Genomic DNA, 24,430 nt, shown 5'->3' with positions numbered 1-24,430 from the left:
AATATATCAATAACTTGTTTTTCTTCCCTGATCATTTCAAGACCCTGAATAACGCAGCCCATGCCTGAAGAACAAGATCGCGCGCTGAAATTCGAGGAAGTTTTTCATGAAAGCAGGAAAAACGGAAAGAATTACCTCCTTGCTATAGGTATTGACAATTACCTGCATTGCCCGAAATTGAAAAATGCAGTTAAGGACGCAGCTGCCTTTATCGAATTGATGACGAAACGTTTTCAATTCAAAGAGGAGCATGTGAGCGGACTTTTCGATGCTGAAGCTACGCGGAAGAATATGATCAATGTATTCAGGGATTTAGCGAAAAAAATTACCGTAGATGATAATTTGCTGGTGTATTTTTCCGGGCATGGACATTATGATGAAGTATTTGATGAAGGGCACTGGATTCCGGTTGATGCAAAGCTGGAAGAAGAAGACGAATATTTCTCCTACAATAAACTCATCACCATCATTCGGGCCATCAAATCCCATCATACCTTCCTGATAGTAGATTCCTGTTATTCGGGATCGGTATTTGTTGGCGGAGATAGAAGTAGTGTAAGTGAAAGATTGGAAAGAGATCCTTCTCGCTGGCTATTCGCTTCAGGTCGAAATGAAGTAGTTTCTGATGGGAGTCCGGAGGGCAATAGTCCTTTTGCAGAACAATTGCTTTCGGCTTTGGAAAGATACTCGGGTGAGGGGATCAGTGCTTCCAGTTTGATCAATAAGGTAGTCACAGCTACTTCCTATAATTCTAAACAAACTCCTATCGGTCGGGCTTTGCAAGATGTCGGAGATCAGGGAGGAGAATTTATCTTTCGCCCAAAACTCGATGAGGCTTACGATTGGAAAAGGGCTAAAAAAGCACATAAACCAGATGCCTATCGCATTTTCATACATACCTATCCCAATGGAAAGCATACCGAAGAAGCAGCCTGGGCCATTGCCAGTTTAAAAAACACGGCTATCGCCTATGATGATTATCTCGCGGTATATCCCAGCGGCAAATATGCTGAGATCGCCCTGGAGAAACAGGGACATTCTGAAGAGGAAGATTTTTGGAACAGATGTAAAAAGGCATATTCCATTTCTCAATACCGCAGCTATCTGATCAAATATCCTGAAGGAAGGTATAAACTGAAAGCCGAGCAGGAAATCCAGACCATGAAAGCCTATGGAGATCAGGAAAGAGAAGCCTGGCAATCCGCTCAGGATGGTCATACGATTGAGACCTATACGTTTTATCTCCAAAATTTTCCTCAGGGCCCACATGCAGGTATTGCCCGTGAAGAAATTCGAAGAATAGAAGATGAAAAGAAAGCCAGAAAAGAGCGTAAACGTTTAGCCGATCTGGAAGCCAAGCGGAAAGAGGAAGAAAACAAGCGGAGGCAAAGAGAAGCAGAAGAAAGGCAGAGAGCCGAGCAAAAAAGAAAATCTGATGAAGCTGCGCAGAAAAGAAAGGAAGAAGAAGCACGAAAGAAAGCAGAGCAGCAAAAAAATACTCCCAGTACCCAAAGCAATGAGAAAAAGGGTTCGGGGAATTTCTGGACAGACTTAGTTTCCGGTTTTGTCGAAGGCTATGCTGAAGCTCAGAAAAAAAATATTCCTCCTCAGAACACCAATCCTCAGGGTCTTTATTCAAAGCAGTTAAATCTCGCAGGCAATTGGCGGGGAAATGACGGAGGTTTATACCAACTAACCCAACAAGGAAATAATGTCTATTTCCGGGGATTTAACGGATATGGGGTAGTCATGTCTCAAGGACAAGGCGTATTAAATGGCTATCAGTTGACACTGACGGTTCAATACCCAAATGGCGTCACCGCCAATGCTCAATTGTCCATTTCTGCTAATGGGCGACAGATGCAAGGAACAGTAGCCAATATGTATGGCTCTACAGCAATCTCCCTATGGAGATAATTTTTCTCCATAAACATCTAAATATTTCCAAATTGTTGAGAAGCTCTTACCCGCCATTGGGCTACGAGGAATGATATTGGTGAGGATAATTCGTCCTATGCCCGTTTCCTTGTTAAAGCGGATGAAACATACCGCACCGGGATCACCTCCATTATGCCCCATATCATTTCCCCAAAACTCCCAGAAAATGCCATAATTCCGATTCTTACGAGGACTCTGACCAGGATTTAGATGAGGCCGCATGATTTCCTGAAAGGAAGCTGTGGATAGAAAATCAGATTCTCCATAGTAGCCTTTCATCAGGGCTTGTAGATAGCTTATCAAATCTTTTGCATTGGAAAGCAATCCTCCATCAGGATAGGTGATTAGAGAATATTTGGGAATTACTTGCTGATTGTTGAAGTGGAGATCACTGAGTTTTCCCCCTTCTACCCTATCGAAAGACCAATCCGAAGCATGCATCTCCAATTTCTCCAAGACCAGTTTTCGTGTCAATTCATGATATGGCATTTCATAAACACGCTCCAGAATATAAGCAGCCAGGGTAGCTCCTGCATTGCTATAGGAATAGGTCTCTCCAGGTGCATCTTTGCGGTAATTTTTCTTTTTATAATACTTGCCACCTTTTGAAAGAATTTCCTTCAAAAAATCCCCCATCTCCATTTCCTGATTCCGGGCATAAAATTCCATTTCCTTAAATTCACCCCTGCCAATCTCTCCTTTCTGGTAACTGAAAGGTTCTTTGAGCACATAGGATCTTTCGTAGGCCTCCATTTCAGCTATGCTAGAGGTGTGATTAGCAAGCTGAGCAATGCGTATGGCTTTGTCTGGATGATAGGGATTTCTTAGTTCGAAAGGCAGGTATTGATTTACCTCATCATCCAGTTTCAGTTTACCCTCTTCCACTGCTTTCATTAAGGCAAGGCCAATCAGGGTTTTGGAGACCGAACCAATATTTTGAATACTCTGAAGGGTATAGGGTTTTTTATCCTTCAACTCTGCATATCCATAGGCTTTCTGAAAAAGGACTTCATCTTTGCTGAGTACAACCGTAGCAAAACCGGGGAGGTAGCCCTGATCTGCCCAATATTGAATGAGCTGATCGAGCTCCTCTCCGATACCTGTCCCTTTTTTCAGGCGTCTATCAATTTTCACCCGATAATTGCCGGGCTTTTTTTGTTCTTCCAGCGGCTGTGCGATCAGGCTATATCTGCCCGATTTCTGGGGATCTATGATGACCAGTTCTGGTCCTTGAGCTCCATTATTCCCATCAAATTCATCAATCAGTTCGCCAGAAGGATCAAGCACCCGTATAGCGATATCACTTCCTTCCTGCTCAAATCTCACCATAAGCAGCTCCTCAGCAGATAATTCAATCCAGTAGCTATGGCTGCGAGCCGGAGCGATACTTTTGGATTCGAATTTCTCATCTTCCAAAGAGAAGTCTTGAGAATGGCTAAAAAAAGGAACAAAGATGAGGAGGGATAAGAAGCTTATCCGATTGATAAATAAGTACATGGAAATTTTAATTGAGGCTAAAGGTTTGACTGATTTTATAGGTTAGTCCAGGATGGACTCCTTCAATTTAATATTGTTTAGATCATTGAGGTCAAAGCTGCCGTGGATCCGGCCTTTAAACCTCCCGTCTACCATATCTCCTACTGCCACATAATGAGACGTAATCTGGATGATGCGGGCAGCACAAGGCCTTACTCCATATTCGCGCAGCAATTCGAGGTAATCTCCTCTTTCAGATTCAGGAATAAGTTTCTCATTCACGGCTATACCTTCTTTTGGGAACCAAATGCGGGTTTCATCATTGCGTGAACTAAAGAGATCGTCCGATCGTAACATTCTTTTCAATTTCTGCTTGAGCTGGGTAATATCATCATCAACATCCAAGGGCTCTTTGCATGGCCCCTCGTCCAGCGTCAACTCATTTTCTTTTTTATCCGAAAATAGGGGATAGTATTCTTCAATAGGATCAAGATTGTCCAGGACGATATTTCCACTCCCCTGCAAAGTCCCCCGCAGCATGTCTCCATCTTTGTCGAAGTCGCCGATCAGAATGAACTTCTCAATCAGACGAATCTGTCTTTCGGTGGCTGTAGGGATAGCATATTGCTGCAGGAAAGCCTCATAGGGTGCAGCTTGTTCTTTTGTAAGGAGCTCTGTATTGATCCGCAGACCGTTTGGAAGGCATTGGATCGCTAGCTTTAATTTCTTGCCTTTTGCAAAGCCGTCTGACTTCAACTGTCGGAGAAGGTCTTTTTTCAGAATCTTGATGTCCGCTTCACTGATTTTAACAGGAGAATTGTGGTTGTAGTAGGTAGTTCCCCTAAACGATCGTCTCATTCTTTCTGACACCTGTACATGCTCTGCTGCCTCTTCTTTCAAAAGCTGCGAAGCTTTAGACTCAGGTATTGGAGTTTTACTAGCCGAAACATCCGCGACTCCTTCATTTGTACTTTGGGGCTCTTCTTCCTGTTGCTTAGGAATTGTGTTTTCTTTCAGAGATTCGACTGCTTCAATTTCGGGAAGTTCCGTTTCATTTGGTTCGGCCAGATTTTCCTTATCCAGGTCCAATGCTTCAAAACTCTCGATCCCACGGGTATCAATTTCCCGATAGGGTTCTTCTTTAGCAGGAGCAGCTTCTTCTACTGCTACCGCATCAACAATCATACTTGTTTTGTCTTCTGCCTGGCTGAAATAAATCAGGCCACTCAGAATACTGATAAATAACATGCTATTCATGATTATAGAATTAAGGTTAAGTCCAATACTTATGCTCAAGGGGTGCCCACCTTTGGGCAGGGGGAGGTGAGGAAGTTTGTCAATCAATTGCTTGACTTCATCCCTACTTATCTCCAGTTCGGCTTCTTGCAGATAGCTAAAGATTCTGCTTTGTTTTTCCTGCGCGCTCATATACATAGCATTTGAATGGTTCCTAAAATGCTGCTAAGGGAATGGGTATGACTTCTGTCTTCCATCATTTTGCCTAGTTTTTTCCTTCCCCGGCTAATCTTTGTCTTTACAGCTCCCGGACTACTATGCTGAATCCTGGCAATCTCTTTCATGCTAAAGCCACTGATTTCAAAGAGGATGATGGCCTCTTTCTGCTTGGTCGGTAATTGATCCAGCATGCGGTACATCAATTGAATATCCAGCAACATTTCCGGCTCAACTCCATGACTTCTCAACTTTTCAGCATGTTGATCATGAAGTGCCATTTCAAACTTCTTTTTCCTTCCTCTATTGATCGCATAAAAACGTGCAGCACGGATGAGGTAGTGAAGAAATTGATCCTTCTTTCTGATCTTATCGAAATGCTTATAGGCTGAAAGCAGAATTTCCTGTACAAAATCATCCAATTCCATTTTGCCATATGCCAATGCCGAGCAATATCGGATAAAGGCATCGTGGCAGGGATTGTAGGCCTCCATAAAAGCTGTTTGTTTTTCTTGATCCATGCGTAGCTGGCTAAGGTTTCGTGCTGTTTACGGAAAGATAGTCACATGTCCGGGCAAAAGGTTACAGGGGGAGATAAATTAATTTATCTGATAAGACTTATCAGATTGATTGCTGTGAATAAAAGTTCAGGCGCAAGTATCAAGGACAAACTCAAAGAGGACGATAATTGAACCGGAAATTTGCACTTGAACTTGAATGAAAAATCCTGGCATTTCTTTTACTCAGAATAACAAAAAAGATCGACCCCTTTTACAGAGCCGATTCCATTGTTTAGGATTATGCAATGTGCCTCATGGCAAGTCATTGAATTTTATGAGCTTATATTCAGGGCTGCACTGAAAGAGGTATTTCAAAATACTCATATGTCCTGCTCCGAAAATAATCAGTATGCGGTCTCCGGGTTCTGTGATATTCTGGATATTGCGCATGATGCGTAGGTTGCGGGAATACCAATGCATGGCCAGGGCATCTGCTCCTTCATAGCTCCCGTTTCTAAAATCTCCGACCAGATAAGCGCCCCAATCTCTATCTATGATTTTATCAGCATTCATGTGCTTGAAATAATCCAGCAAATTGTTGTTTAGGGCCAATTCATCATCTTTATCATAAAGCATGCTGTAGCGTTTTGACATTTCATTATTGTTGCTAAAATCCCAGTCCTTATAAATACTGTCCATCAAGGGTACCAGTACAGCAGAATCCGGATGGCGATACAGATCTCTGGAAAGGCCGTAGGAGTTAACCCCATAGAGCGTATCCAATCCAAACTGCTTCATAAGGGGAAAAGCGATCTGATCAATTTCATTTGCCCGGTTTTTATGGGGCTTTTTCAGGTATTTTTCATAGCGGCGAATGATGTAACCAGAATTTCGGCCTCCTTCTACTGCAATTTTATTAGGCTTGAACTGGGCGATATAGTCAACCAGCTTTTTCATTTCTGCCTGACGTTCGGGAGAAAGGACATTGACCTTGTCTTCTTCTTTGGTTTTATGAGCATCCAGGCCATAGTAGGCAAAATGAAAGCTCCCAACCAGCAGGACTTCTGGCGTTTTGTCTTCGGCTTGTACCAGGATTTGATCAGGATCGAATAAAATCGGATCGTTTTGACCAAAGCTTTCAATAAAAAACAAAAGGAGGATAGTGATTACAGAATATTTCATGATTAAATGTTTTTAAATGTGCGACTGATACATAGGTACAGCGATCTTTCTCCTTAAAAAAAAGTAATCGTTATAGGAGAAAATCATGTCGGTGAATAGAGCTATTTAACATTTAATCATGTTTACCGATGAAATTTCCCTGTTTACCGATCCCACTCTCAAAAAGTGTAAATTATCTTCATCTTTCGGCACAATATCAGGAAGACATGAAATTTAACTTAAAGGGCCTTAGCCTGTTCTTTCTTCTCTACTACTTTGTAGGTGATCCACTGCGGCAGTTGATGATGTTTGGCAAGACAGATGTCCTCAATTATGACCAGGGATTGCAAGATGTTTTACACACCTTTGCCTCCCTTTTTTCTTTTTTCCTCTATTGTTTAGCCGCATATGCCAGTTTGTACTACTTTTTCCCGAAAAAGAAATGGGGCATCATTCTACTCTTATTGACTTCCAGTCTGCTTATCCCCATTGGTATTCGCTATTTGATCCAGGAAGTACTATTTGATTATTTCTTCGGCTTTACCAATTACCCTCGAGGGATAAGCTTTTTGAGATATGGAAGGGACAACCTTTATTTCGCCTTTCGCTTCGTGAGTTTCGGTGCCATATTTTACTTGATTACCTTCAGTTTTTATAAAGAAAGGCAGGAGAAAAACCTGAGCATCGCCAATCAGAAAATGCAGCTTTCTCTGCTTCGTTCGCAAATCAACCCTCACTTTCTCCTCAATTCTCTCAACAACATATATTCTCTCGTTTTTCATAAATCCGAGAGGTCTCTTGATGCCCTGGATACCCTTTCGGACATGCTCAAGTATTCTCTCTATGAAAATCGGGAGAAAGTCAGCATACGCGAAGAGATGAATTACGTAGAAAAATTTCTGCACTTGAGTTCCTTACGATATGATTATCCCCTAGCTATAGAAAAAAACATAGAGGCGGATGTTATGGAACATGAGATCCCTCAATTTATCCTAATGCCGTTAATCGAAAATGCTGTTAAACATGGAAATCTCCGAGATCCGGATCATCCTTTAAGGCTGGCCATAAGCTCAGAGGAACAAAAACTCCGCATCTATGTGGAAAATCAAAAAGGCAAACAGCTCAAAGATGAAGTAGGAGGCATCGGTCTGGAAAATATAAGAAAGCGCCTGGATTTGATTTATGGAGACAAAGCCCTATTCGAGATTCGGGAAAATGAATATAATTTTCAGGTAGTAATCGAAATCCAGCCATGATCAGAACCCTAGTAATCGATGATGAACCTTTGGCAGGGAAACTGATTTCTTCCTATGTTGAAAAGGTTGAAGATTTGGAATTGAAAGCTTATTTCAGCAATCCTTTTGAGGCCTGGAGCTTTTTACAGGAAGAAGATGTTGATCTGATCTTTCTCGACATCCAAATGCCTGAGTTGAATGGGGTTCAATTGGCAAAATTATTAGGCGATAAGGTCTCTATCATTTTTACTACTGCCTATCCCGATTATGCCGTAGAAGGTTTTGAACTAAAGGCTCTGGACTATTTGGTAAAACCTATCAATTTGCAACGCTTCCTCCAATCTATCGAGCGTTATCGAGAGCTACATCAATCAACTACCATAGTAGATGCTGCTCTGCCTCCCTATATTTTTGTTAAAACCGAGTATCGTCATCAAAAGGTAAACCTGGAAGATATTCTCTTTCTGAAAGGCATGGGAGACTATGTAGCTATACATACACGCGAAGGACGGATCATGACCCTGGAGAATATGAAATCCTTTGAGACTCATTTACCTTCACAGCATTTTATGCGGGTTCATAAATCCTTTCTGGTTTCTATGGATAAGATTGAGTTTGTGGAAAAAAATCGCATTCGAATCGCAGAAGATTTGATACCAATTGGTGCGAAATATCAAGAGGCGTTTTGGAAACGGCTACGGTGACCCACGGCCTCATTCCCACACTCCCTTGACCTAATGAAAAATGGAGTACGCTGCAGGCCATTAACTTATCGTGTCATCGCGAGGCGGGGTCACAGATAGGCTCCTGCGCGCCGAGCTTCGAGATGACCTAAGGTCTGGCTTGCAGGTCGTTTCCTTTTTTAGCAAAACAGGCTTGTAGGGAATGGGTTATACATACTTCAAGCGTTCCCGCAGAATGATTTGCAAACGTTGCGGATCGGGATCATCTCCCGCAATCTCTCTAAATTGGGTCCAGGCTTTCATGCTATAGGCTCCATATTCATCTACGGGATCAATTGGGAAAAAGGGAATTGGCTCACCTGGATGCATGATCTCAAATGAACTAAATCCCAGTTGTTTCATTAATCCATGACAGAGTTCATCAATTTCATCTTCTTCTCGACATCCTTCCCAATAATCTGATTCCCCCTGCCCCGGCAAGCTTATCAAAACACAAGTTCTGCCTTCGCTAAATTTTTTCATATGCTCCTTCCAGATATAGCCAGACTCTCCGGGATTAGGGAGAAGCAGAAGGGGCATTTTGTCATCCCCTGGCTCTACCCACATATGGATGTTGTGAGAGTTTATCTGGATAAAACTCTGTCCTCGATGAAGAATGAAGGGAGGGAAATAAGCTTTATCCCCTTCAACTTGAGGCAGATTGCTCCTGAACACATAGCGGATAATCTCAGAACGCTCCTTCTCTGAGTCTGGGATGTCTATGATTTCAACATTATCTATGGTCTTGAAATCCACCAACTGTTTGATCAGACTATATACTCGGCTTCCTTCATCAAAAAACAGACTGGTTTTGACTTTCAAAGCCTCTACATTTCGAAGATGAGCATGATTATAGGCTGCAGAGTAAACATGTTTATAATACCTACCCGAATCCAGCATATCCAGGAAATAATCCCCGTAGTAGTCTTTATCCTCTTTCAATTCGATCCGATTTTTCTTCTCTCGCATGAACCAGGGAAAGTATCGATGCATATCCCGAATAAAAGTCCAGGTTTCCATGAGGTGTTTACCATCATAGCTGGGGCTAAGGTCCGGGAAGTAGGATTTCTTAATCTTTTCGAATTGCTTATCGGTCAAATGGATGGCATCATCCAGAAACAAGTGTTCGACCTGTTCGGGATGAATGAGGCTGTATCGAATGGCAATCTGTGCACCCGTTCCGATGCCATACAAGCCAAATTTCTTAAGCCCCATCTGCAAAAACAGCTCTTTGAAATAAGGAATCAAGGCTGCCATGGTATGGGGCGTATGCGGGACGACATCTGAAAGACCACAACCCGGTGTATCGGGCATTATCAGGGTGAAATAGTCCTTCAATTCTTCCGCCAGTCCCAACATCATGCGCGAAGAGCGTGGAGAGTCATGAAAGAGTATCAAAGGATAGCCGCTTCCCATTTTCCTCACCTGTATATCGATGCCCTTTATCTCAAAGATGGCTCTTGTCATTTTGTCTCCTTTCTTGAATGGAAAGTTAAAGAAAGGAAATTTAAAAAGCACTCCTCTTCTCAGGAGTGCTCAATCGTATATAGGCTCGTTTTTATACAACGGTAAAGGTCCGCGCAAATACGTCTACATTATTCCCTTCAGGAAGTTTTGCCCGGATCCGTTTAAAGTAAAATTCTTCCCCTTTCTCCAATTTTTTCAAATGCGCAATTGCCTCATCACTCAGGCTATGCGAATTCCCTTTGTAAACCTTATCATGGATATAAAGGCTATACTGGAAGATCTTCGATCCTTTCGCGCAACCCTCAATGCCCAGTTTACATTCAGCTTTCAATTCGGCCTGGCTGATATTTCCACCAAATTTTCCCGCCAATGTCAAATAAGCTCCCCCTGTTTTTTCAATAGAAGGATTTGCCAGACTAAGGTTTCCTCCTGTAAGGATAATGAAAGCAAGGCTTAGGCCGAGATTCATGCAGAGCATGCTGATTTTCTTTTTCATAATGGAATGAGTTAAATGGTTTTTCCTAAAACTAGAGAGGAAGTCATAAGCAAAATGAGAAAGTAGAGCATCATTGAGACTTTGTAGACAAATGGAAGAAAAGAGAGCAAAAACATCAGCCAGCTTCATACGTCTACGCTTTAAGGTCGTTCATCTACAATTTTCACTTTCTTCCCCTAAATTCTCCATCTTGAGAAATGAGTCATAGCCAAATAGCCCCAAATAAGCAGATATCTCTTCGGGAGCTGTTTTTACATATAGCCTTCTGGAGCATCTATTTTCTGGCTGAGTATCTGACACAACTCCCTCATCTTCGAACAGAAGATTATGGAAGTTTGCTCAAATACACCTTCCTGAATCTTCCCCTTCTGATGCTTTCGGCTTATTTTATTTTATACATTCTGATTCCTCGTTTTCTTAAGCAGGGGAAAAACCAGCTCTTCTTCCTTAGTCTCTTGATATTGGCTATTGCTTTGTTTTTTCTGCGGATCAGATGGGCAGAATGGATCAACTATTTAGAACACGATCAATACATCAACTTACCCGCGACCAAAGTTTTGAAAAACCTGGTGAGGGATTATGCGGTAATTGCTTTGGCGGTCTGCCTGGGCATTATAGCAGATTGGAAAAAGAGTCAAACTCAAAAGGAAAATCTGATTCGGGCGAAAGCAGAAGCAGAGGTTCAATTGCTCAAATCCCAATTGCATCCCCATTTTCTTTTCAACACCCTTAACAATATCTATAGCCTGGCTTTGAGCCGCTCGGAAAAAACAGCCCAGAGCATTTTGAAACTTACAGAATTGCTGGACTATTTTGTTTACCGGGTAAATAAGGAAGAGGTACAATTGGGAAAAGAAGTGCAGCTTTTGGAAAACTATCTCGAACTGGAAAAACTTCGCTATGGAGAGGATCTGTTTCTGGAAGTTGATATTCAGATTAAAAATGAATTCCTTAGTATCAGCCCCCTTTTGCTGCTTCCTTTTATTGAGAATTGTTTTAAGCATGGGGGCAAAGGGAAAGATGGGATTTTTCGAGTGAATATATCCCTTAAACAGGATGAAAAGCTTTGGCTGGTCGTTGAGAACAGTAAAAAGCAATATCCTCAAGCAAAAAAGAGCCCGGGAGGCCTCGGACTGGAAAATGTGCGGCAGCGGCTACATTTACTGTATCCCGGCAAACATCAACTCCTCATCCTTGAGCGGGAAGATCTCTATAGAAGTGAACTATCTTTACACCTCGGATGAAGACCTATTCCTGTTATATCCTAGACGATGAGCCCCTCGCAATTAAGGTTATTGAAGAATACCTTAAGCGACTGCCACAATTTGAGATTGCAGGTAAGCAAACGGATTCTATCAAAGCCTATGCTGAGATAAAGGAGCTTAAACCCACCCTCATTTTTCTGGATATAGAGATGCCTGAATTGAATGGGCTGCAATTGCTACGATCTACGGAGCATAATGCTCAAATAATTCTTACTACCGCTTATCGAGATTATGCAGTTGAGGGTTTCGAACTCAATGTCCTGGATTATTTACTCAAACCGATTTCTTTTGAAAGGTTTATCAAGGCCATCGATCGATTCCTGGATCAATTTTCTCCGACTAGCTCAACTTCACAGAATCAGACAGAAGAACATATTCTGCTAAGAATAGATCGAAAAACCCAAAAGGTGATGCTGGATGAAATTCTGTATGTGAAAGGAGTAAAGGATTATGTAAAAATCGTACTTCAGGATCGAAATCTCCTGTTTAAATCATCTATTGGAAACTTCCATAAAATGCTTCCACAATCCCATTTTTTACGAATTCATAAATCCTATGTGGTGGCTAAAAATAAAATCAGGGCGTATTCCTCTCAGGATGTGGAGATTGGAGAGAAGCTACTGCCTATAGGGCGAGCTTTTAAAGCTAGCATAGGGGAAGCCATGAAGAAAAGTAATTCTTAAACTCGCTCATCTTCTGTATTGGGAACTTCCGTTGGCGGAAGAGGAGGGATTGGTTCAGTTGTTTTATTTTGCTGAATCCGGATATAAATCCAGAAAATAAAGGCAGAAATAGCCAGACCGAAAACCAGGGTGCTCATATTTAGCTGACTTTGGCTCAAACGGTTTTTAAGTATAAAGCTTCCGATCCCGCCTCCGATCAGTCCCAAGATCCCCCAAATCAGGACAGAGGCAGAGCCAGCCAGTCCACTACTTTCAACAAAAAAGCGGGTAAGAGACATCGCGATCAAAGCTGTCAGGATGGCTCCAAAAAGGACGAAGAGAATAGGAACTAGTCTTAACATAGGAGCAAAATTAGGGCTTGGGAGATTCCTCTACTATAAATGTAAGACTTTTCCTTCCCATTTCTCCATTGAGATTGGTAGCGCTCACGATGACTTCAAATTCACCCACCAGATCAGAGGTATAGAATTCCAGGCTTGCAGTTCCATCTGCTTTGCTGATGAGCTTGGGTTCCCATAATAAATTTGTCCTATAATCAGGTATCCGCTGATATTTCTCCTGATCCGCCTCATGATCCAGTTTATGAAAGATGCGTTCCGGACTGAGAAAGGTAAAAGGTTTGCGCAAATAGGCAGCGGGAAGATCCAGGGATGAAGCATCCCCTTTGAAGCTGACCACATTGACTATCCCATGAATCGGAAAATTATCCTGATAATAAAGAGAAGTTAAAACCTCAATCTTCTCTATTAGTTTGGAATTGATTTCCAAAAGGGCATTTACATTATTTAGCGGAATACCATCAAAAAGAACCAAAGGAGTCTCATTCATAAGGGTTCCACTGATTTTATTATAGACTTTGAAAAAGTAATTTCCTTTTTTCTTCCTCAGGCCGACGCTATAAACAATTTCATTAAAGGTTTCCTCTGTATCAAAGCGAGTATATTCATCCAGAATATATTCCCGATCCGGCGGATGGAAGAAAGTTTGAAAAGAAGGACTTATGCCCACGATACTTTCATTCAAGGTATCCTGATATGCCTTATACACTTGTTGGTAAAAAGCTTCCTTTTCCAAATAGGCCAGTTCCTCCTCAGTAAAACGAAGGTTTAAGGGAGCCGGAAAAGGAGTTTCGCCGAAATAGACTTCGTCCAATTCTATATTAAGGGGAGTTCCTTCCTTATCTACCGCCAACATACCAATCTCTCTAACTCCATATATGTTTTCCAAAACCAGGTTAAAGCGACCTCTTTCATTGGTTTTCATGGTCCGCATATAGGCATTCTTGCCAGGCAGAGAAAAGATCAGTCGGGCAGAACTCAAATCACGGCTTCTAAGGGCCTTTACCCTTCCGCTAATGGTAAGCCCGTACATTTCCGGATAAAGCCTTTTTCCTCTAGTCCTACCCGCAAGAGGCGCAGCCTGCGTCATCATCTCCATATCATTGGTCAAGTCTCTCTGAGGCTGCCTGCTTTCCGGAGACTTTCTTCTCACACTTATCGCAAGGTCTGTATAAGTCGGATTTCCACTGGCATCTGTGCTTAAAATATCCAGGACCATTTTCTCACGAGTAGCTGCTGCCTGTTTGGAAAGCTTGAGGTCCAGTTTCATCTCCTCTTTTTCCCCCCTCCAAATATACCTCCAGGCGAGTTGTTTGCCCTTTTCATCTACTACCTTCAACAACCATTTCCCGGAAGGATAATCTATTAAATTCACCAGGGTATTTGCTAAGCCCTCAGACAAACTGAGCGGGATTTTTTGCATTTCATACAACCCTTTATTTACACTCAGAAATAAGGGTCCATCAACTCCCCGGGTTTTTATCTCCAAAGCCAGTTGCATTGCATTTCGGGAAAGCAGCTGCATATTCACACCGACGGCCTGGATGTTAGCCATCGAATACAATTTGCTACTATCAGCATTTTCCAGAATACGTATGCCATATTGTTGAGCAGAATCAGGGCGCAAATTAAAAGTCGCCAGCCCCTTTTCATCTGTCTGAAAAGCTGCGACAACACTTCCATCTCCTATTTCTACTCGACCTACCGCAGACTTAGGTTTTCCATGGTCATCAGTAAGACGTATCGCAATTCGGCTTTCTAAATCATGAATCAGTTGGCCCCCTTCCGGAAAAATTTGAAGTAAGCTGTTTCGCCTGAGTCTATCATCATCTGAAGATGCTAAGGGCAAGGCCTCTGTCGGCTGGTAAATTCTGATAAGCTTTCTAGCAAAGTTCGCTGAGCTTTCATTGGCCATCCATTTGGTATAGGCTCTAAGTTCATAATTTCCACTGGATTGCTGAGAGGAAATACGCATGCTAAATCCACCCGAACCTCCTTCAGCAAGTACCTTATTCTGTTTGATGAGACTTCCTTGTGCATCCCAAAGTTCGAGGTAGACATACTTGCTCAATTGAGAAGGTTTCTCAAATAGGGCATCCTGGATATAGGCTTTCCCCCAAATCATCTCCCCGGCAACAAAAAGATCTTTGTTGAGATGGAGTTTGATCTGTTCCTGTATTCCCTCTTGTGCAAAGAGGTGTATAGGGAGATTCAGACTAAAAATCCCCAGCAGTAGTATTCCTTTGCTTAATAACTTTTTCATCTTAATCCCAAAAATCAGGTCTTTCAATACTTCCACTTAGACGACAATCGGCACATCTGGCCTGGGTTACTCCGAATCCTATCAAACTACCAAAAGGGCCATAAATATCCTCTACATATACATTCCCGGTTATGATCTCGCTATTTACATCAAAGCGATCAACTGTATCCAGCCGACATTCTTCAAAACCCGTCCGAATAGGTGCCATAGGCAAATCTGCCCGATCGATAAATATCCGTTTTTCCTGATAGCCATCTGCACTGAAATACCCCAGTACTTCTATATCTCTATTCAGGTATTTTACATTTCCCTTGATTTCTGTCGGGATCGGGTCGAAAAGGGTACCCAGGTCTTCGGTTACATTTTTCAATCGCCGCCAAAATTCATGTGTATCAGGTCCAATGCTATATTGTTTTACCAAAATGCTGTAGCGCAGCCTCAACTCATTTCCCCGAATTGAGATAAACCGAACGGGCACATCTGCAATTCTTTGTCCCACCAATCCTTCTGTAGAACCGATAAATACATCTGAGGAAATCTGGGTCTTCCAGCATGTTTGTGGTCGGAAGGAATTGGGAAAAGGTTCCGGGATATTGGTTTGGGTATTCCAAACACCTGTTGCAGGATATGGCACCCTGAAAATCCAGGTTTCTTCATATTCCCAGCGAAAATGGCTGGCGGCTCCATTCTCTGCATCTGTATCCACATAAAGTTGGACACCTTCAGTAGGGCCAATATCATCTTCTTTTTGCTCCCACTCAACCCGCACATTTTCAAGATTTGCACTAGGTCGTAAGAGTTCCCATTCAGATTCCAATTCGATAGCAGGAGGAATTTTCACATATAGTTGATAGGAACGACCCGGCACGCCGACCAGTTCAGTAGTATCAGATTCATAAATTCCGGGATCGGTCATGTTGAGCGTACTGAAATTTCCCTGATCATCGCGAATAACAACTTCCGCATCCAAAATTCTCTGTACTCGATTCTGCCCAAAATCAAAAGATCGGGAAAGGGCTATTTTTGCTCCAGCAGTCCCTTCGAGTATGTTTCCTTCAACCACAATAAGATTATCCGCACCGGGAATCACCGGTTGAAATTCTTCTATACAAGAAGCTCCCAGCAGGAAGAACAACAGAAGAGATATATAAAGAACTCTAATCATAGGATCTTGAAGTTGAAAGTTAGGGTTGTGATTGGGCGGCCGAATATGGATAGTTTGTATCCCTGTACGCCTGTCGGAGTACTTACGAAATAGATGGAGTAGACATTTTTGCGGCCCAGAATATTGAAGAATGAAAGGGACCAGGAAGTATGAGCGAACTTCGTATTCCGGTGGTTTCCTTCGAGATTGATCGAGAAATCCCAGCGATAATAATCCGGAATGCGAAACTGATTTCTCAAAGAATAATTGAGTCGGGTCGTATTGCCAAAACGGAATTGGGAGACAGGATACGTAATAGGTCTTCCTGTACTGTAGGCGAAATTACTGGATATGCTGAGACGGCGAGAAAATTTATAATTCCCTACAAAAGAAATATCATGAGGTTTATCAAAATTGGCTGGAAAACGTTCCCCGCCATTGATGATTTCATCCGGAAATTGCCCGTTGATTTCGGAAAAAACCCGTGAATAAGTATAACTGATCCATCCATTGAGTTTTCCCCGATCTTTCCGTAGCAAGAACTCTACTCCATAAGCTCTTCCTCTTGCATTGATCACATCTGTTTCTATTTCCGGATTTAACAATAGCTGTGCGCCATTCTTAAATTCGATCATGTCCCCGATATTTTTCACATACAATTCCACTGAGCTTTCTATGCTGTTTTGGCGGAAGTTTCGGTAAAAACCTAAAGACAGCTGATCTCCTACCTGAGGCCTGATATAGGGATCACTCAATTTCCAGCTATCTGTGGGAGAAATTGAGGTAGTGTTGGAAAGCATATGCAGGTATTGGCGCAGGCGATTGAAACTCAGCTTAACAGAACTTTTTTCATCTAAAGAATATCTGGCCGAAAGTCTGATTTCAGGTCCTCCATAAAACTTAACGATACTTCCAGACCCATACTGCGTACTATCAATGATGTTTTCTGGTTGTAATGGCTGTCCGGGGCGATAGAGGTTTACGGAATTGGGGCCGAGAAGTGCATAGCCCGAAAGCCTGATTCCGCCATATAATTTCAAGCGAGGATTCACATCCCATTCATCACTAAAATAGATGCTGGATTCCACGGCCTGTTCCTGTTCGAGGGTTTGATTACGAATCAAAGACTCCGGATTTAGGGGAATTTGGGTACCGGGATTGAGCTGATAATAAATCGCATTTGCCCCCATGCGAAACTGATGGTTGGGCTCCGGGATATAGGTGAAATCTGTTTTCAGCTCATTGTAGAGAATTTGGTAATTGAGCTTAAAAGCATTCTCCAGGCTGGACTCGGATTTTACATTGAATCTGTATCGGCTAAAAATTCCGGACGTAACCGCGTACAACTTATTGTTGAAGAGATGTTTCCAATTGATGGAACCATTGAGGTTATTATAGGAATAGGCAGTATCCTGGTTGAGCGTAAAATTATCCTGACTAAAATAGCCGGCGATATCCAGACGATCCTTCCGGCTAAGTTCCAAATTTACCTTTGCATTAAGATCACCAAAAAAGGCTTTACTATTTCTGAAAGAAAGCTCTTCCAGTTCTTGCAGAATCCAATTGGAGTAGGTACTTCTTGCACCTATGATGTAGGAACTATTCTGCATTTTAAGCGGCCCTTCAACAGTCAGGCGAGAAGTAACAGGACTTACCCCTCCGGAAGCGACAAATTCTTTCTTATTGCCATCTTTCATCGATATATCCAGAACAGAAGCAATCCTTCCTCCATATCTGGCGGGGATACCACTTTTATAAAGGTCAAAATTTTTGATGATGTCCGGATTGAATACAGAGAAAAAGCCAAATAGATGGGAGGAATTGAAAATAGGTGCCTGATTGATGAGTATCAGATTTTGGCCTGTACTACCTCCCCGAACATTGAAACCTGATGCCCCCTCCCCTACGGTCTGTACACCGGGCAATAATATGGCAGACTTGATCACATCAATCTCTCCCATAAAGGTTGGCATTTGTTTCAAGGCGTTTATACCGAGCGTAGTCAAGCCCATTTGGGAACTTTCTACATTTTCATCCCTTTCTGCCTCAATCAAAACCACATCCAATTGACGAATCGCATCCTCCATCTCCATATCCAGTTTTCCATCATCAAAAAGGTTTACTTCCTGCTCTTTTTCTTCTTTACCATAGCTCCTGTAAGTAAGCATATGATTTCCCGTGGGCAATGTCAGGGAATAATAGCCGTATTGATCGGTATTCACTCCCAGCTTCAAATCTGCAACGAAAACAGTAGCTCCAATAATGGGTTCTCCTGTATCCTCATCCTTCACATAGCCGACAATTGTCGCTTCCTCTTTATTGACATCTGAACTTCCGATATCATATACCCGCACTATTTCTTCATTAGAAAGGTCCGGTTTGACTGCTAATAGTTGAGAATATGCAATGAGGTCTTTGCTACCTTCAGGCACCTGCATACGCCGGGCTCGTACACTTTGAGTTTTGAGCTCCTTTCTGATGGGCGAAAGGGAAAGGATGATTCGCCGCTTATCATCTATGACAAAACTTAGTTGGCGGGATGCGAGGCTGGCAGATAAAATCTCGCGGAGACTTTGAGGACTTGTTCTCTGGATAATTTGCAGACTATCCACCCAGCTATCCAGGTAAAAGAATTTGAGCTTTCGCTCGCTTTCTACTTCCTGAACAAATTCCTTAAAATCTCGCTGGTTATAATTCTTGTGAATCATAATCTCAGTCTCCTGGGCAGCCAGCCTCCCTATCTTGCCAGTCAGCAAGAAGAGTAGACAAATACTGATGCAGTAAAGCTGTTTCATAAAGAGTCGTAGTAGCTGAATAAGCGTGCATAGCCTGCATCAGAAAGTTTTTTAAGATTTATATGGTTCTTTCTAAGGTAGGCTTTCATTTCGGTTTTGTGCTTGGGCAAAGCCCTCAACAAATGTTTTCGTTTTTTTATCAAATAAAATTTTCCATCCAGATATAAATACCTGCTGAAACGGTCATAAAATTCACTATGATTTCGGGGATCCCCACTTTTCCCTTTCAACTCCTTCCGGTTTTTGAGGTACATAAGCAAGCTGCCTTTATAGAGGAGTTGATAATATCCTTTCTCCATTTCCAATTCATCCATGGCCGCTTTTTCCTCACCTATACCTAAATGAAAAAAATGTGTCCCATTCAGGCTGAAGTATTCCACCTGGTCCTGATTTACGGCCATATAGTCTACTGAAATTGAATCCGGGAGATATAACAATAAATCCCGGTACACATCATATCGCATAGTCAGACCGGAATAATAATGAAGGTCTGTTCTCAAATCTCCCAGAAACCAGGCTTTTTGTTGCCAGAAAGGGTGGCCAAGGGTAAAGTGAAAAATCGCTTGATGCTCACGACCACTGATAAGGTCCCGAATGTCCCCAAACTCTGACTCATACATATCAGCGATTTCTTGTTTTTGGACCTGGAGCACCTCCTCTTTCAGGCCTTGAGCCTGGGTGAAAAAGCAAGCAAATAGGTAAATCAGAGAGAGGAAAAAGCAGCGTAGTTTCATGAGCGCATTGAAATTTGGGTAGCAGGTTCATCAGTACTAACGAAATCATAACAAAATACGAAGCTATTTGGATATCAAAATCCTAAAATATGTGCCTTCTCCTGCTTTTTCGGTAAACGCATGAATATCCTATGCATAGTCCCTGCTTTAAGCTTTCATTGAATCATAAGTCCTCATAGGCTCTCAAAATAAGGCTCCAGGGCAAACCTCTATAGGTAAACCTATAGAAAAAAATACAGGCCTCCCGAAAGCCTTTCATAGGGAAGCATGGATTTATTTCGGCAGTCCTTCTCTTCAACTTTGTGATGTTGCTAAGAACACTCACTTAACATTAACATTCAAAGTCATGAATAAAGAGATAAGACACATCATCATCAAACACCTCAACGGTGGCAAAGCTAACCAGATAGAGGAATTTGATTACCAGGCTAACGATACAATTAGCTTCGGACGCGCTACGCAGAATGATCTACAATTCGATTCACAAGAAGATAATGCGGTAAGCCGCGAACATGGAAACATCACTAAAGGAGAGAGTTTCGGTAGTTTTGTTATCACCGACAATAACAGCCTCAATGGCACCTATGTAAACGGACAAAAGGTAAATGGAAGCCAAAACCTGAATCCAGGAGATGAAGTCTCTTTGGGAGCAAAAGGACCTCGCTTTCAATTTGACTTGAATCCAAGAATGAGCGACAGCGCTGCAACCCAACTCATCAATATCCCTGCAGCAGATGCTACTATGGAATACAATCTCGAAGCTCAGGTAGAACCTGCAAAAGATGGTATAGGAAAAGAAACCTTCGAAAGAGCGATTGTTACAGAAAGAAAACGTTCCCAAAAAACCCTGATTTCTGTTATCGCAGCAGTTCTGCTCGTTGCGACTACTCTAGGTTACACATTCAAAGACAAATTGCTACCTGCGAATAACGGCCCAGTCGGAAAAGATACCATTGTCGTTCAACAGGACCTTCCTCCTATTCCAACCCAATTTTCACCTGAAGTAATTGCGAGAGAAAACACAGAGAAAGTAGTTTTCATCGAATTTGGCTTCAAACTAATTCATGCTCCTACCGGAGACGATATCTACCATCAATACACAAGACAAAAAGATCCCAAAACAGGCAAAGAGTACCTCATGCCTCTCTACATTGAAATGGAACAAGGAGTCATCGAACCTCTTTTAGGATTAAGAAAAGATGTTGAAGAAGGAGCACCTATTGCAATGTCTCAGTTATCTGGAACCGGTTTTATAGTAGATGAGGATGGATATATCCTGACAAATAAACACATCGCCGAGCCCTGGAAATATCCATATTCCTTTCCGCCAGAAGCTGCTCAGGGAATGCTCTATCAGTTTGTAAATGGTGAATGGAAAATCACGGGTACTGTAAATGCTCCTTCTCGCTGGATTCCTTCTGAAACCAAATTCTTTGGACGTGAGCCTATCTCCGGAAAAATTCTTGACGGACAACGGACCTACATGAACGTCACCTTCGCTAAAACGGATTCTCGCATCAATGCACGTTTTGTTCAATCCAGTCCGAATCATGATGTCGCTATGCTTAAAATAGACCATACTGCCAGTTTCAATCCTGTTGAATTGAAAGAAGATGGCTATGAAGTAGCACAGGGACAAAAGATCGCTGTTATGGGATATCCTGGTATTTCTCCTTCAGTAGTGTATGGAAGAGCTACCCGTGAGTTTGGTCGCGCAAGCTCAGAAGTGAAGATCGTTCCTGATCCGACCATCACAGATGGAACCATTGGCAAAATCATTCGCGGATCAAATATGGTCAACAATGCTGAACTGAATGCCTACTACAGTCCTATGGGAGAATACTACCAGCTTACAGCCAGTGAAACCGGATCTGGAAATAGCGGAGGCCCTGTATTTGACAAAGATGGAAAAGTGATCGCGATTTTCGCAGCCTCAACAACTTCTCAGGAAGGCGCCAGAATCACCTTCGCTATACCGATCAAATACGGTCTGGACCTCATGCACCTGAATCCTGTGATCCAATAATTCTCTTATCACTTCCATTGCAATCTTCACTCCCAAAGCTATGACTTTCCTTTTCCGGAGAAAAAAGAAACGACTCGCTGAAGTACCACAAAGTGGCCTGGTTGAGATCGACTACAGAGCAGTAGCGGCCACCGATGTGGGCTCAGTTCGCGACAACAATGAAGACCACCTGGTATTCATCAGACCTTTCGACAAAAAGATCAGAGCCAGCCACGGTTGTCTGGCATTGGTTGCCGACGGAATGGGCGGTCATAGCAGCGGAGAGATTGCCTCCAAAATGGCGAGTGAAATCATCACCAGAAATTACTTCGACACGCATTTCGAAGTACTGGATGCGCTCAAAAGAGCTTTTGACAAAGCCAACAAAGCCATTTTTCAGAAGGCTTCTCGCAGGCCCCAACTCAAAGGCATGGGAACCACCTGCACAGCAGTTGTTTTACTCAGAGACCAGATTTATCTGGCACATGTAGGAGACAGCCGGGCCTATATTCTGAAAGGAGAAAAATTGATACAGCTTTCCAATGATCATACCTATGTCCAGCATTTGCTCAACAAAGGAAAGATCACCTATGAAGAAAGTCTGAGTCACCCACAAAGGAATGTCATCACCCAGGCTATGGGAACTTCAGCCAAACTCCAAGCGGACTACCAATTACAAAAGCAAAAATTTGAAGAAGGTGATAAACTGCTGATCTGTAGCGATGGCCTATACGAGTACATCAAGGATGAGGAGATGCTTCAATTTCTGAAAAATGAAAAACTAAGCGTAGTCGCAGACAAACTCATTGACCTGGCAAAGAAACGCGGAGGACATGACAATATCTCCGTCTTGATTGCCGAGACCTTTTATCCTAATCCAGAGCTTTCTAATAAGGAAACTCAAAAAATAAAACTATCATGATTGGCCGCAAATTGTCCAATTTCCATATCAATGAACGCATTGGTGAAGGGGGAATGGGCACTGTATATAAAGCTACTGACCTACACTTGAAGCGTACAGTAGCCATCAAAATGCTGCATCCTTTTCTGGTGAATAATCCTGATTCATTCAAAAGATTTCAGAATGAGGCACATCTTTCCGCCAGAATCTCTCATCCCAATGTTGCAACCCTTTTCAATTTCCGGGAAGTAGATCATTCTCACTTCATCGTCATGGAATTCGTGGAAGGAAAAGCCCTGGATGATGTTCTTAAACTTCAGGGAGAAATTCCGGAAGAAGAAGCGGTCAAAATCTGTATCCAGGTCCTCGAAGGATTAGGCGCAGCACACGATTTGGGAATCATGCATAGAGACCTCAAGCCAGGGAATATCATGATCACTCAACGCGGATTTGTCAAACTGATGGACTTTGGGATCGCTCGATTGGAAAATACTGAGCGGATGACCCGACAAAATAGCGTCATCGGAACCCTCGAATACCTCGCTCCCGAACTGGTAACCGGCGGAGCACCCTCAAAGAGTTCGGATCTCTATGCAGTAGGTGTCATGCTTTACGAGATGCTATCAGGAAAGAGCCTGTATGCGGGAGATAGCGAAGCAGCCCTGATGTACAATATTGCTCACAAGAGTCCCACTTTCAACCTTCAGGGACATAATCGAAAGCTCGTCCAGATTATAAAGAAGCTCACTCATAAGCAGGCAGGGAAACGTTATCAAAGTACGGACGAAGCTGTTAGAGAGCTGGAAAGCATCCACAGAAATGCCAAGATCGATACCCGTCTTCTAAGTCAAAGAATCGAGAAGAAAGAAAGTAGAAAGAGCCCCGCAATTCCTGTTACCTTACCTGTTCGGAATTTCTCTTTTTCAAAGCTGAAAGACACAAAATTACCTTTCGACATTGACCTGAGAATACTGGCGGGTGCAGCTCTTCTTTGTCTGTTCATTCTCATCATGGGATTATTTGGTGGCGATGATCAGGGAACAGATCCCATAGATCCCCGACAAAGATCAGTAGAAGATAAACGAGAGTTGGTTCAGGAGGGCAATGAAAATGATTCGAGACTGCTGGGCTCAAATACGGTACTTCCCCAGCAAGCAAGTCCTCAGGAGATTGAGTTTATCGAAAAGTTTGATTCGGCTCCAAAGGAAAAGGAGGAAACAAAATCGGGAAATGGGCAAAGGAGCCTGAGGAAAGACTCGCGAGAAAAAGAAAGCAACAAAAGCAACGAAAACAAATCAGGCTCCGAGACTAAAAAAACAAGTACAACCCAGGTTGAGAAGAGTCCCGACAGAATCGTAGAAAAAGAGGAAAAGAAACCGATTCAAAAAACAGTCCGTGAAGAACGGATTGAAGAAGAGCCAAAGCCTCCGGTAGCCCGAGAACAGGAAAGCAAACCGATAGTCAAAGAAAGTAAATACAAAGGCTCCGTTAAAGTCCGCATACCGGATATGTACCTGGCAGCCAGTTTTGCAGAAACAGTTTCTACGGAAACACATTCAAGCGGCCAAACCGTTTACCTGCAAACCATCAGCCCTATCTATCAAGGGGATCATCTGATCATTCCTAAAGGTGCCAGAGTAAGGGCAGAGATCAAAAAACTCAGACGTTCTGAAGGCAAGAAAAAAGCCTTCCTCGCTATCCAGCTTCATTCGGTACAGGCCAGCAATGGCAGATGGTTGGCGATCAGTTATCCCGAGTACAGCAATCTGTCCAAAACAGTAGTAAGCTTTAATCGAGGTCAAAGAATCAATAAGATCAAACTAAAATCAACGAATATCATCCTTAACTATTAGAA

The 24,430-nt window shown here is 42.6% G+C and carries 19 protein-coding genes; 8 read left to right on the top strand and 11 right to left on the bottom strand.

All coding sequences use genetic code 11. The features are described 5' to 3' along the window. Positions 1–60: 60 nt before the first annotated feature. Complete coding sequence (locus R8P61_34585; protein ID MDW3652255.1) at positions 61–1,917, top strand: caspase family protein; 1,857 nt, start codon at positions 61–63, stop codon at positions 1,915–1,917. Here the strand turns inward: R8P61_34585 and R8P61_34580 are convergent. The 4 genes from R8P61_34580 to R8P61_34565 all read right to left on the bottom strand — a co-directional run bounded on the left by R8P61_34580 (position 1,906) and on the right by R8P61_34565 (position 6,548). Then, positions 1,906–3,435 carry a serine hydrolase domain-containing protein gene (locus R8P61_34580; GenBank protein MDW3652254.1) on the bottom strand — a complete coding sequence of 510 codons (1,530 nt, stop codon included), beginning with the start codon at positions 3,433–3,435 and terminating at the stop codon, positions 1,906–1,908. The genes R8P61_34585 and R8P61_34580 overlap by 12 nt on opposite strands. A gap of 42 nt (positions 3,436–3,477) precedes the next feature. Then, complete coding sequence (locus tag R8P61_34575; protein MDW3652253.1) at positions 3,478–4,842, bottom strand: hypothetical protein; 1,365 nt, start codon at positions 4,840–4,842, stop codon at positions 3,478–3,480. After that, positions 4,839–5,387, bottom strand: coding sequence for an RNA polymerase sigma factor (locus tag R8P61_34570; GenBank protein MDW3652252.1), 549 nt, complete (start codon positions 5,385–5,387; stop codon positions 4,839–4,841). Before R8P61_34570 ends, R8P61_34575 begins: the two co-directional genes overlap by 4 nt. Before the next feature lie 291 nt (positions 5,388–5,678). After that, positions 5,679–6,548 carry a DUF5694 domain-containing protein gene (locus tag R8P61_34565; GenBank protein ID MDW3652251.1) on the bottom strand — a complete coding sequence of 290 codons (870 nt, stop codon included), beginning with the start codon at positions 6,546–6,548 and terminating at the stop codon, positions 5,679–5,681. 206 nt (positions 6,549–6,754) lie between these two features. On the opposite strand from R8P61_34565, the gene R8P61_34560 reads away from it, so the two are divergent. Continuing rightward, complete coding sequence (locus tag R8P61_34560; protein ID MDW3652250.1) at positions 6,755–7,783, top strand: histidine kinase; 1,029 nt, start codon at positions 6,755–6,757, stop codon at positions 7,781–7,783. Further along, a complete protein-coding gene (locus R8P61_34555; protein MDW3652249.1) occupies positions 7,780–8,466 on the top strand; it encodes a LytTR family DNA-binding domain-containing protein in 687 nt (228 codons plus the stop codon). The genes R8P61_34560 and R8P61_34555 overlap by 4 nt, the downstream gene beginning before the upstream one ends. 186 nt (positions 8,467–8,652) lie before the next feature. Here R8P61_34555 and R8P61_34550 read toward each other — a convergent pair whose 3' ends face one another. Next, complete coding sequence (locus R8P61_34550; GenBank protein ID MDW3652248.1) at positions 8,653–9,951, bottom strand: alpha/beta hydrolase; 1,299 nt, start codon at positions 9,949–9,951, stop codon at positions 8,653–8,655. Positions 9,952–10,042: 91 nt separating this feature from the next. Further along, positions 10,043–10,576, bottom strand: a complete 534-nt coding sequence (locus R8P61_34545) for a hypothetical protein (protein MDW3652247.1) — start codon at positions 10,574–10,576, stop codon at positions 10,043–10,045. 68 nt (positions 10,577–10,644) lie between these two features. Here R8P61_34545 and R8P61_34540 point away from each other — a divergent pair, with 68 nt between their 5' ends. After that, positions 10,645–11,691: a histidine kinase gene (locus R8P61_34540; protein ID MDW3652246.1), complete on the top strand. Its 1,047-nt coding sequence runs from the start codon at positions 10,645–10,647 to the stop codon at positions 11,689–11,691. Next, positions 11,688–12,395, top strand: coding sequence for a LytTR family DNA-binding domain-containing protein (locus R8P61_34535; GenBank protein MDW3652245.1), 708 nt, complete (start codon positions 11,688–11,690; stop codon positions 12,393–12,395). The genes R8P61_34540 and R8P61_34535 overlap by 4 nt, the downstream gene beginning before the upstream one ends. Here R8P61_34535 and R8P61_34530 read toward each other — a convergent pair. From R8P61_34530 to R8P61_34510, 5 genes are read right to left on the bottom strand one after another with little or no spacing between them, the layout of a single operon-like run. After that, entirely contained in the window at positions 12,392–12,736 is a 345-nt protein-coding gene (locus tag R8P61_34530; protein ID MDW3652244.1) for a hypothetical protein, read from the bottom strand. The two genes, R8P61_34535 and R8P61_34530, sit on opposite strands and share 4 nt — an antisense overlap. Before the next feature lie 10 nt (positions 12,737–12,746). Beyond that, positions 12,747–14,996 carry a hypothetical protein gene (locus R8P61_34525; protein MDW3652243.1) on the bottom strand — a complete coding sequence of 750 codons (2,250 nt, stop codon included), beginning with the start codon at positions 14,994–14,996 and terminating at the stop codon, positions 12,747–12,749. A gap of 1 nt (position 14,997) precedes the next feature. Continuing rightward, positions 14,998–16,161 (bottom strand): DUF4249 domain-containing protein, encoded by a 1,164-nt coding sequence (locus R8P61_34520; protein ID MDW3652242.1) that lies wholly within the window; start codon positions 16,159–16,161, stop codon positions 14,998–15,000. Beyond that, positions 16,158–18,935, bottom strand: a complete 2,778-nt coding sequence (locus R8P61_34515) for a TonB-dependent receptor (protein MDW3652241.1) — start codon at positions 18,933–18,935, stop codon at positions 16,158–16,160. The genes R8P61_34520 and R8P61_34515 overlap by 4 nt, the downstream gene beginning before the upstream one ends. Then, complete coding sequence (locus R8P61_34510; protein ID MDW3652240.1) at positions 18,932–19,669, bottom strand: hypothetical protein; 738 nt, start codon at positions 19,667–19,669, stop codon at positions 18,932–18,934. Before R8P61_34510 ends, R8P61_34515 begins: the two co-directional genes overlap by 4 nt. A 346-nt stretch (positions 19,670–20,015) precedes the next feature. On the opposite strand from R8P61_34510, the gene R8P61_34505 reads away from it, so the two are divergent. Genes R8P61_34505 through R8P61_34495 form a run of 3 tightly spaced genes read left to right on the top strand, consistent with a single transcriptional unit; the run spans position 20,016 to position 24,428 of the window. Further along, positions 20,016–21,695: a trypsin-like peptidase domain-containing protein gene (locus R8P61_34505; GenBank protein MDW3652239.1), complete on the top strand. Its 1,680-nt coding sequence runs from the start codon at positions 20,016–20,018 to the stop codon at positions 21,693–21,695. A gap of 40 nt (positions 21,696–21,735) precedes the next feature. Beyond that, positions 21,736–22,596, top strand: a complete 861-nt coding sequence (locus R8P61_34500) for a Stp1/IreP family PP2C-type Ser/Thr phosphatase (GenBank protein ID MDW3652238.1) — start codon at positions 21,736–21,738, stop codon at positions 22,594–22,596. Next, positions 22,593–24,428 (top strand): protein kinase, encoded by a 1,836-nt coding sequence (locus R8P61_34495; GenBank protein MDW3652237.1) that lies wholly within the window; start codon positions 22,593–22,595, stop codon positions 24,426–24,428. The genes R8P61_34500 and R8P61_34495 overlap by 4 nt, the downstream gene beginning before the upstream one ends. Positions 24,429–24,430: the final 2 nt, after the last annotated feature.

The sequence above is a fragment of the Bacteroidia bacterium genome (assembly GCA_033391075.1).
In the GTDB taxonomy this organism is placed as follows: Bacteria; Bacteroidota; Bacteroidia; order J057; family J057; genus JAWPMV01.
The sequence above is the reverse complement of the archived record's forward strand: the minus strand, read 5'-3'. Positions and strand labels throughout refer to the sequence as shown.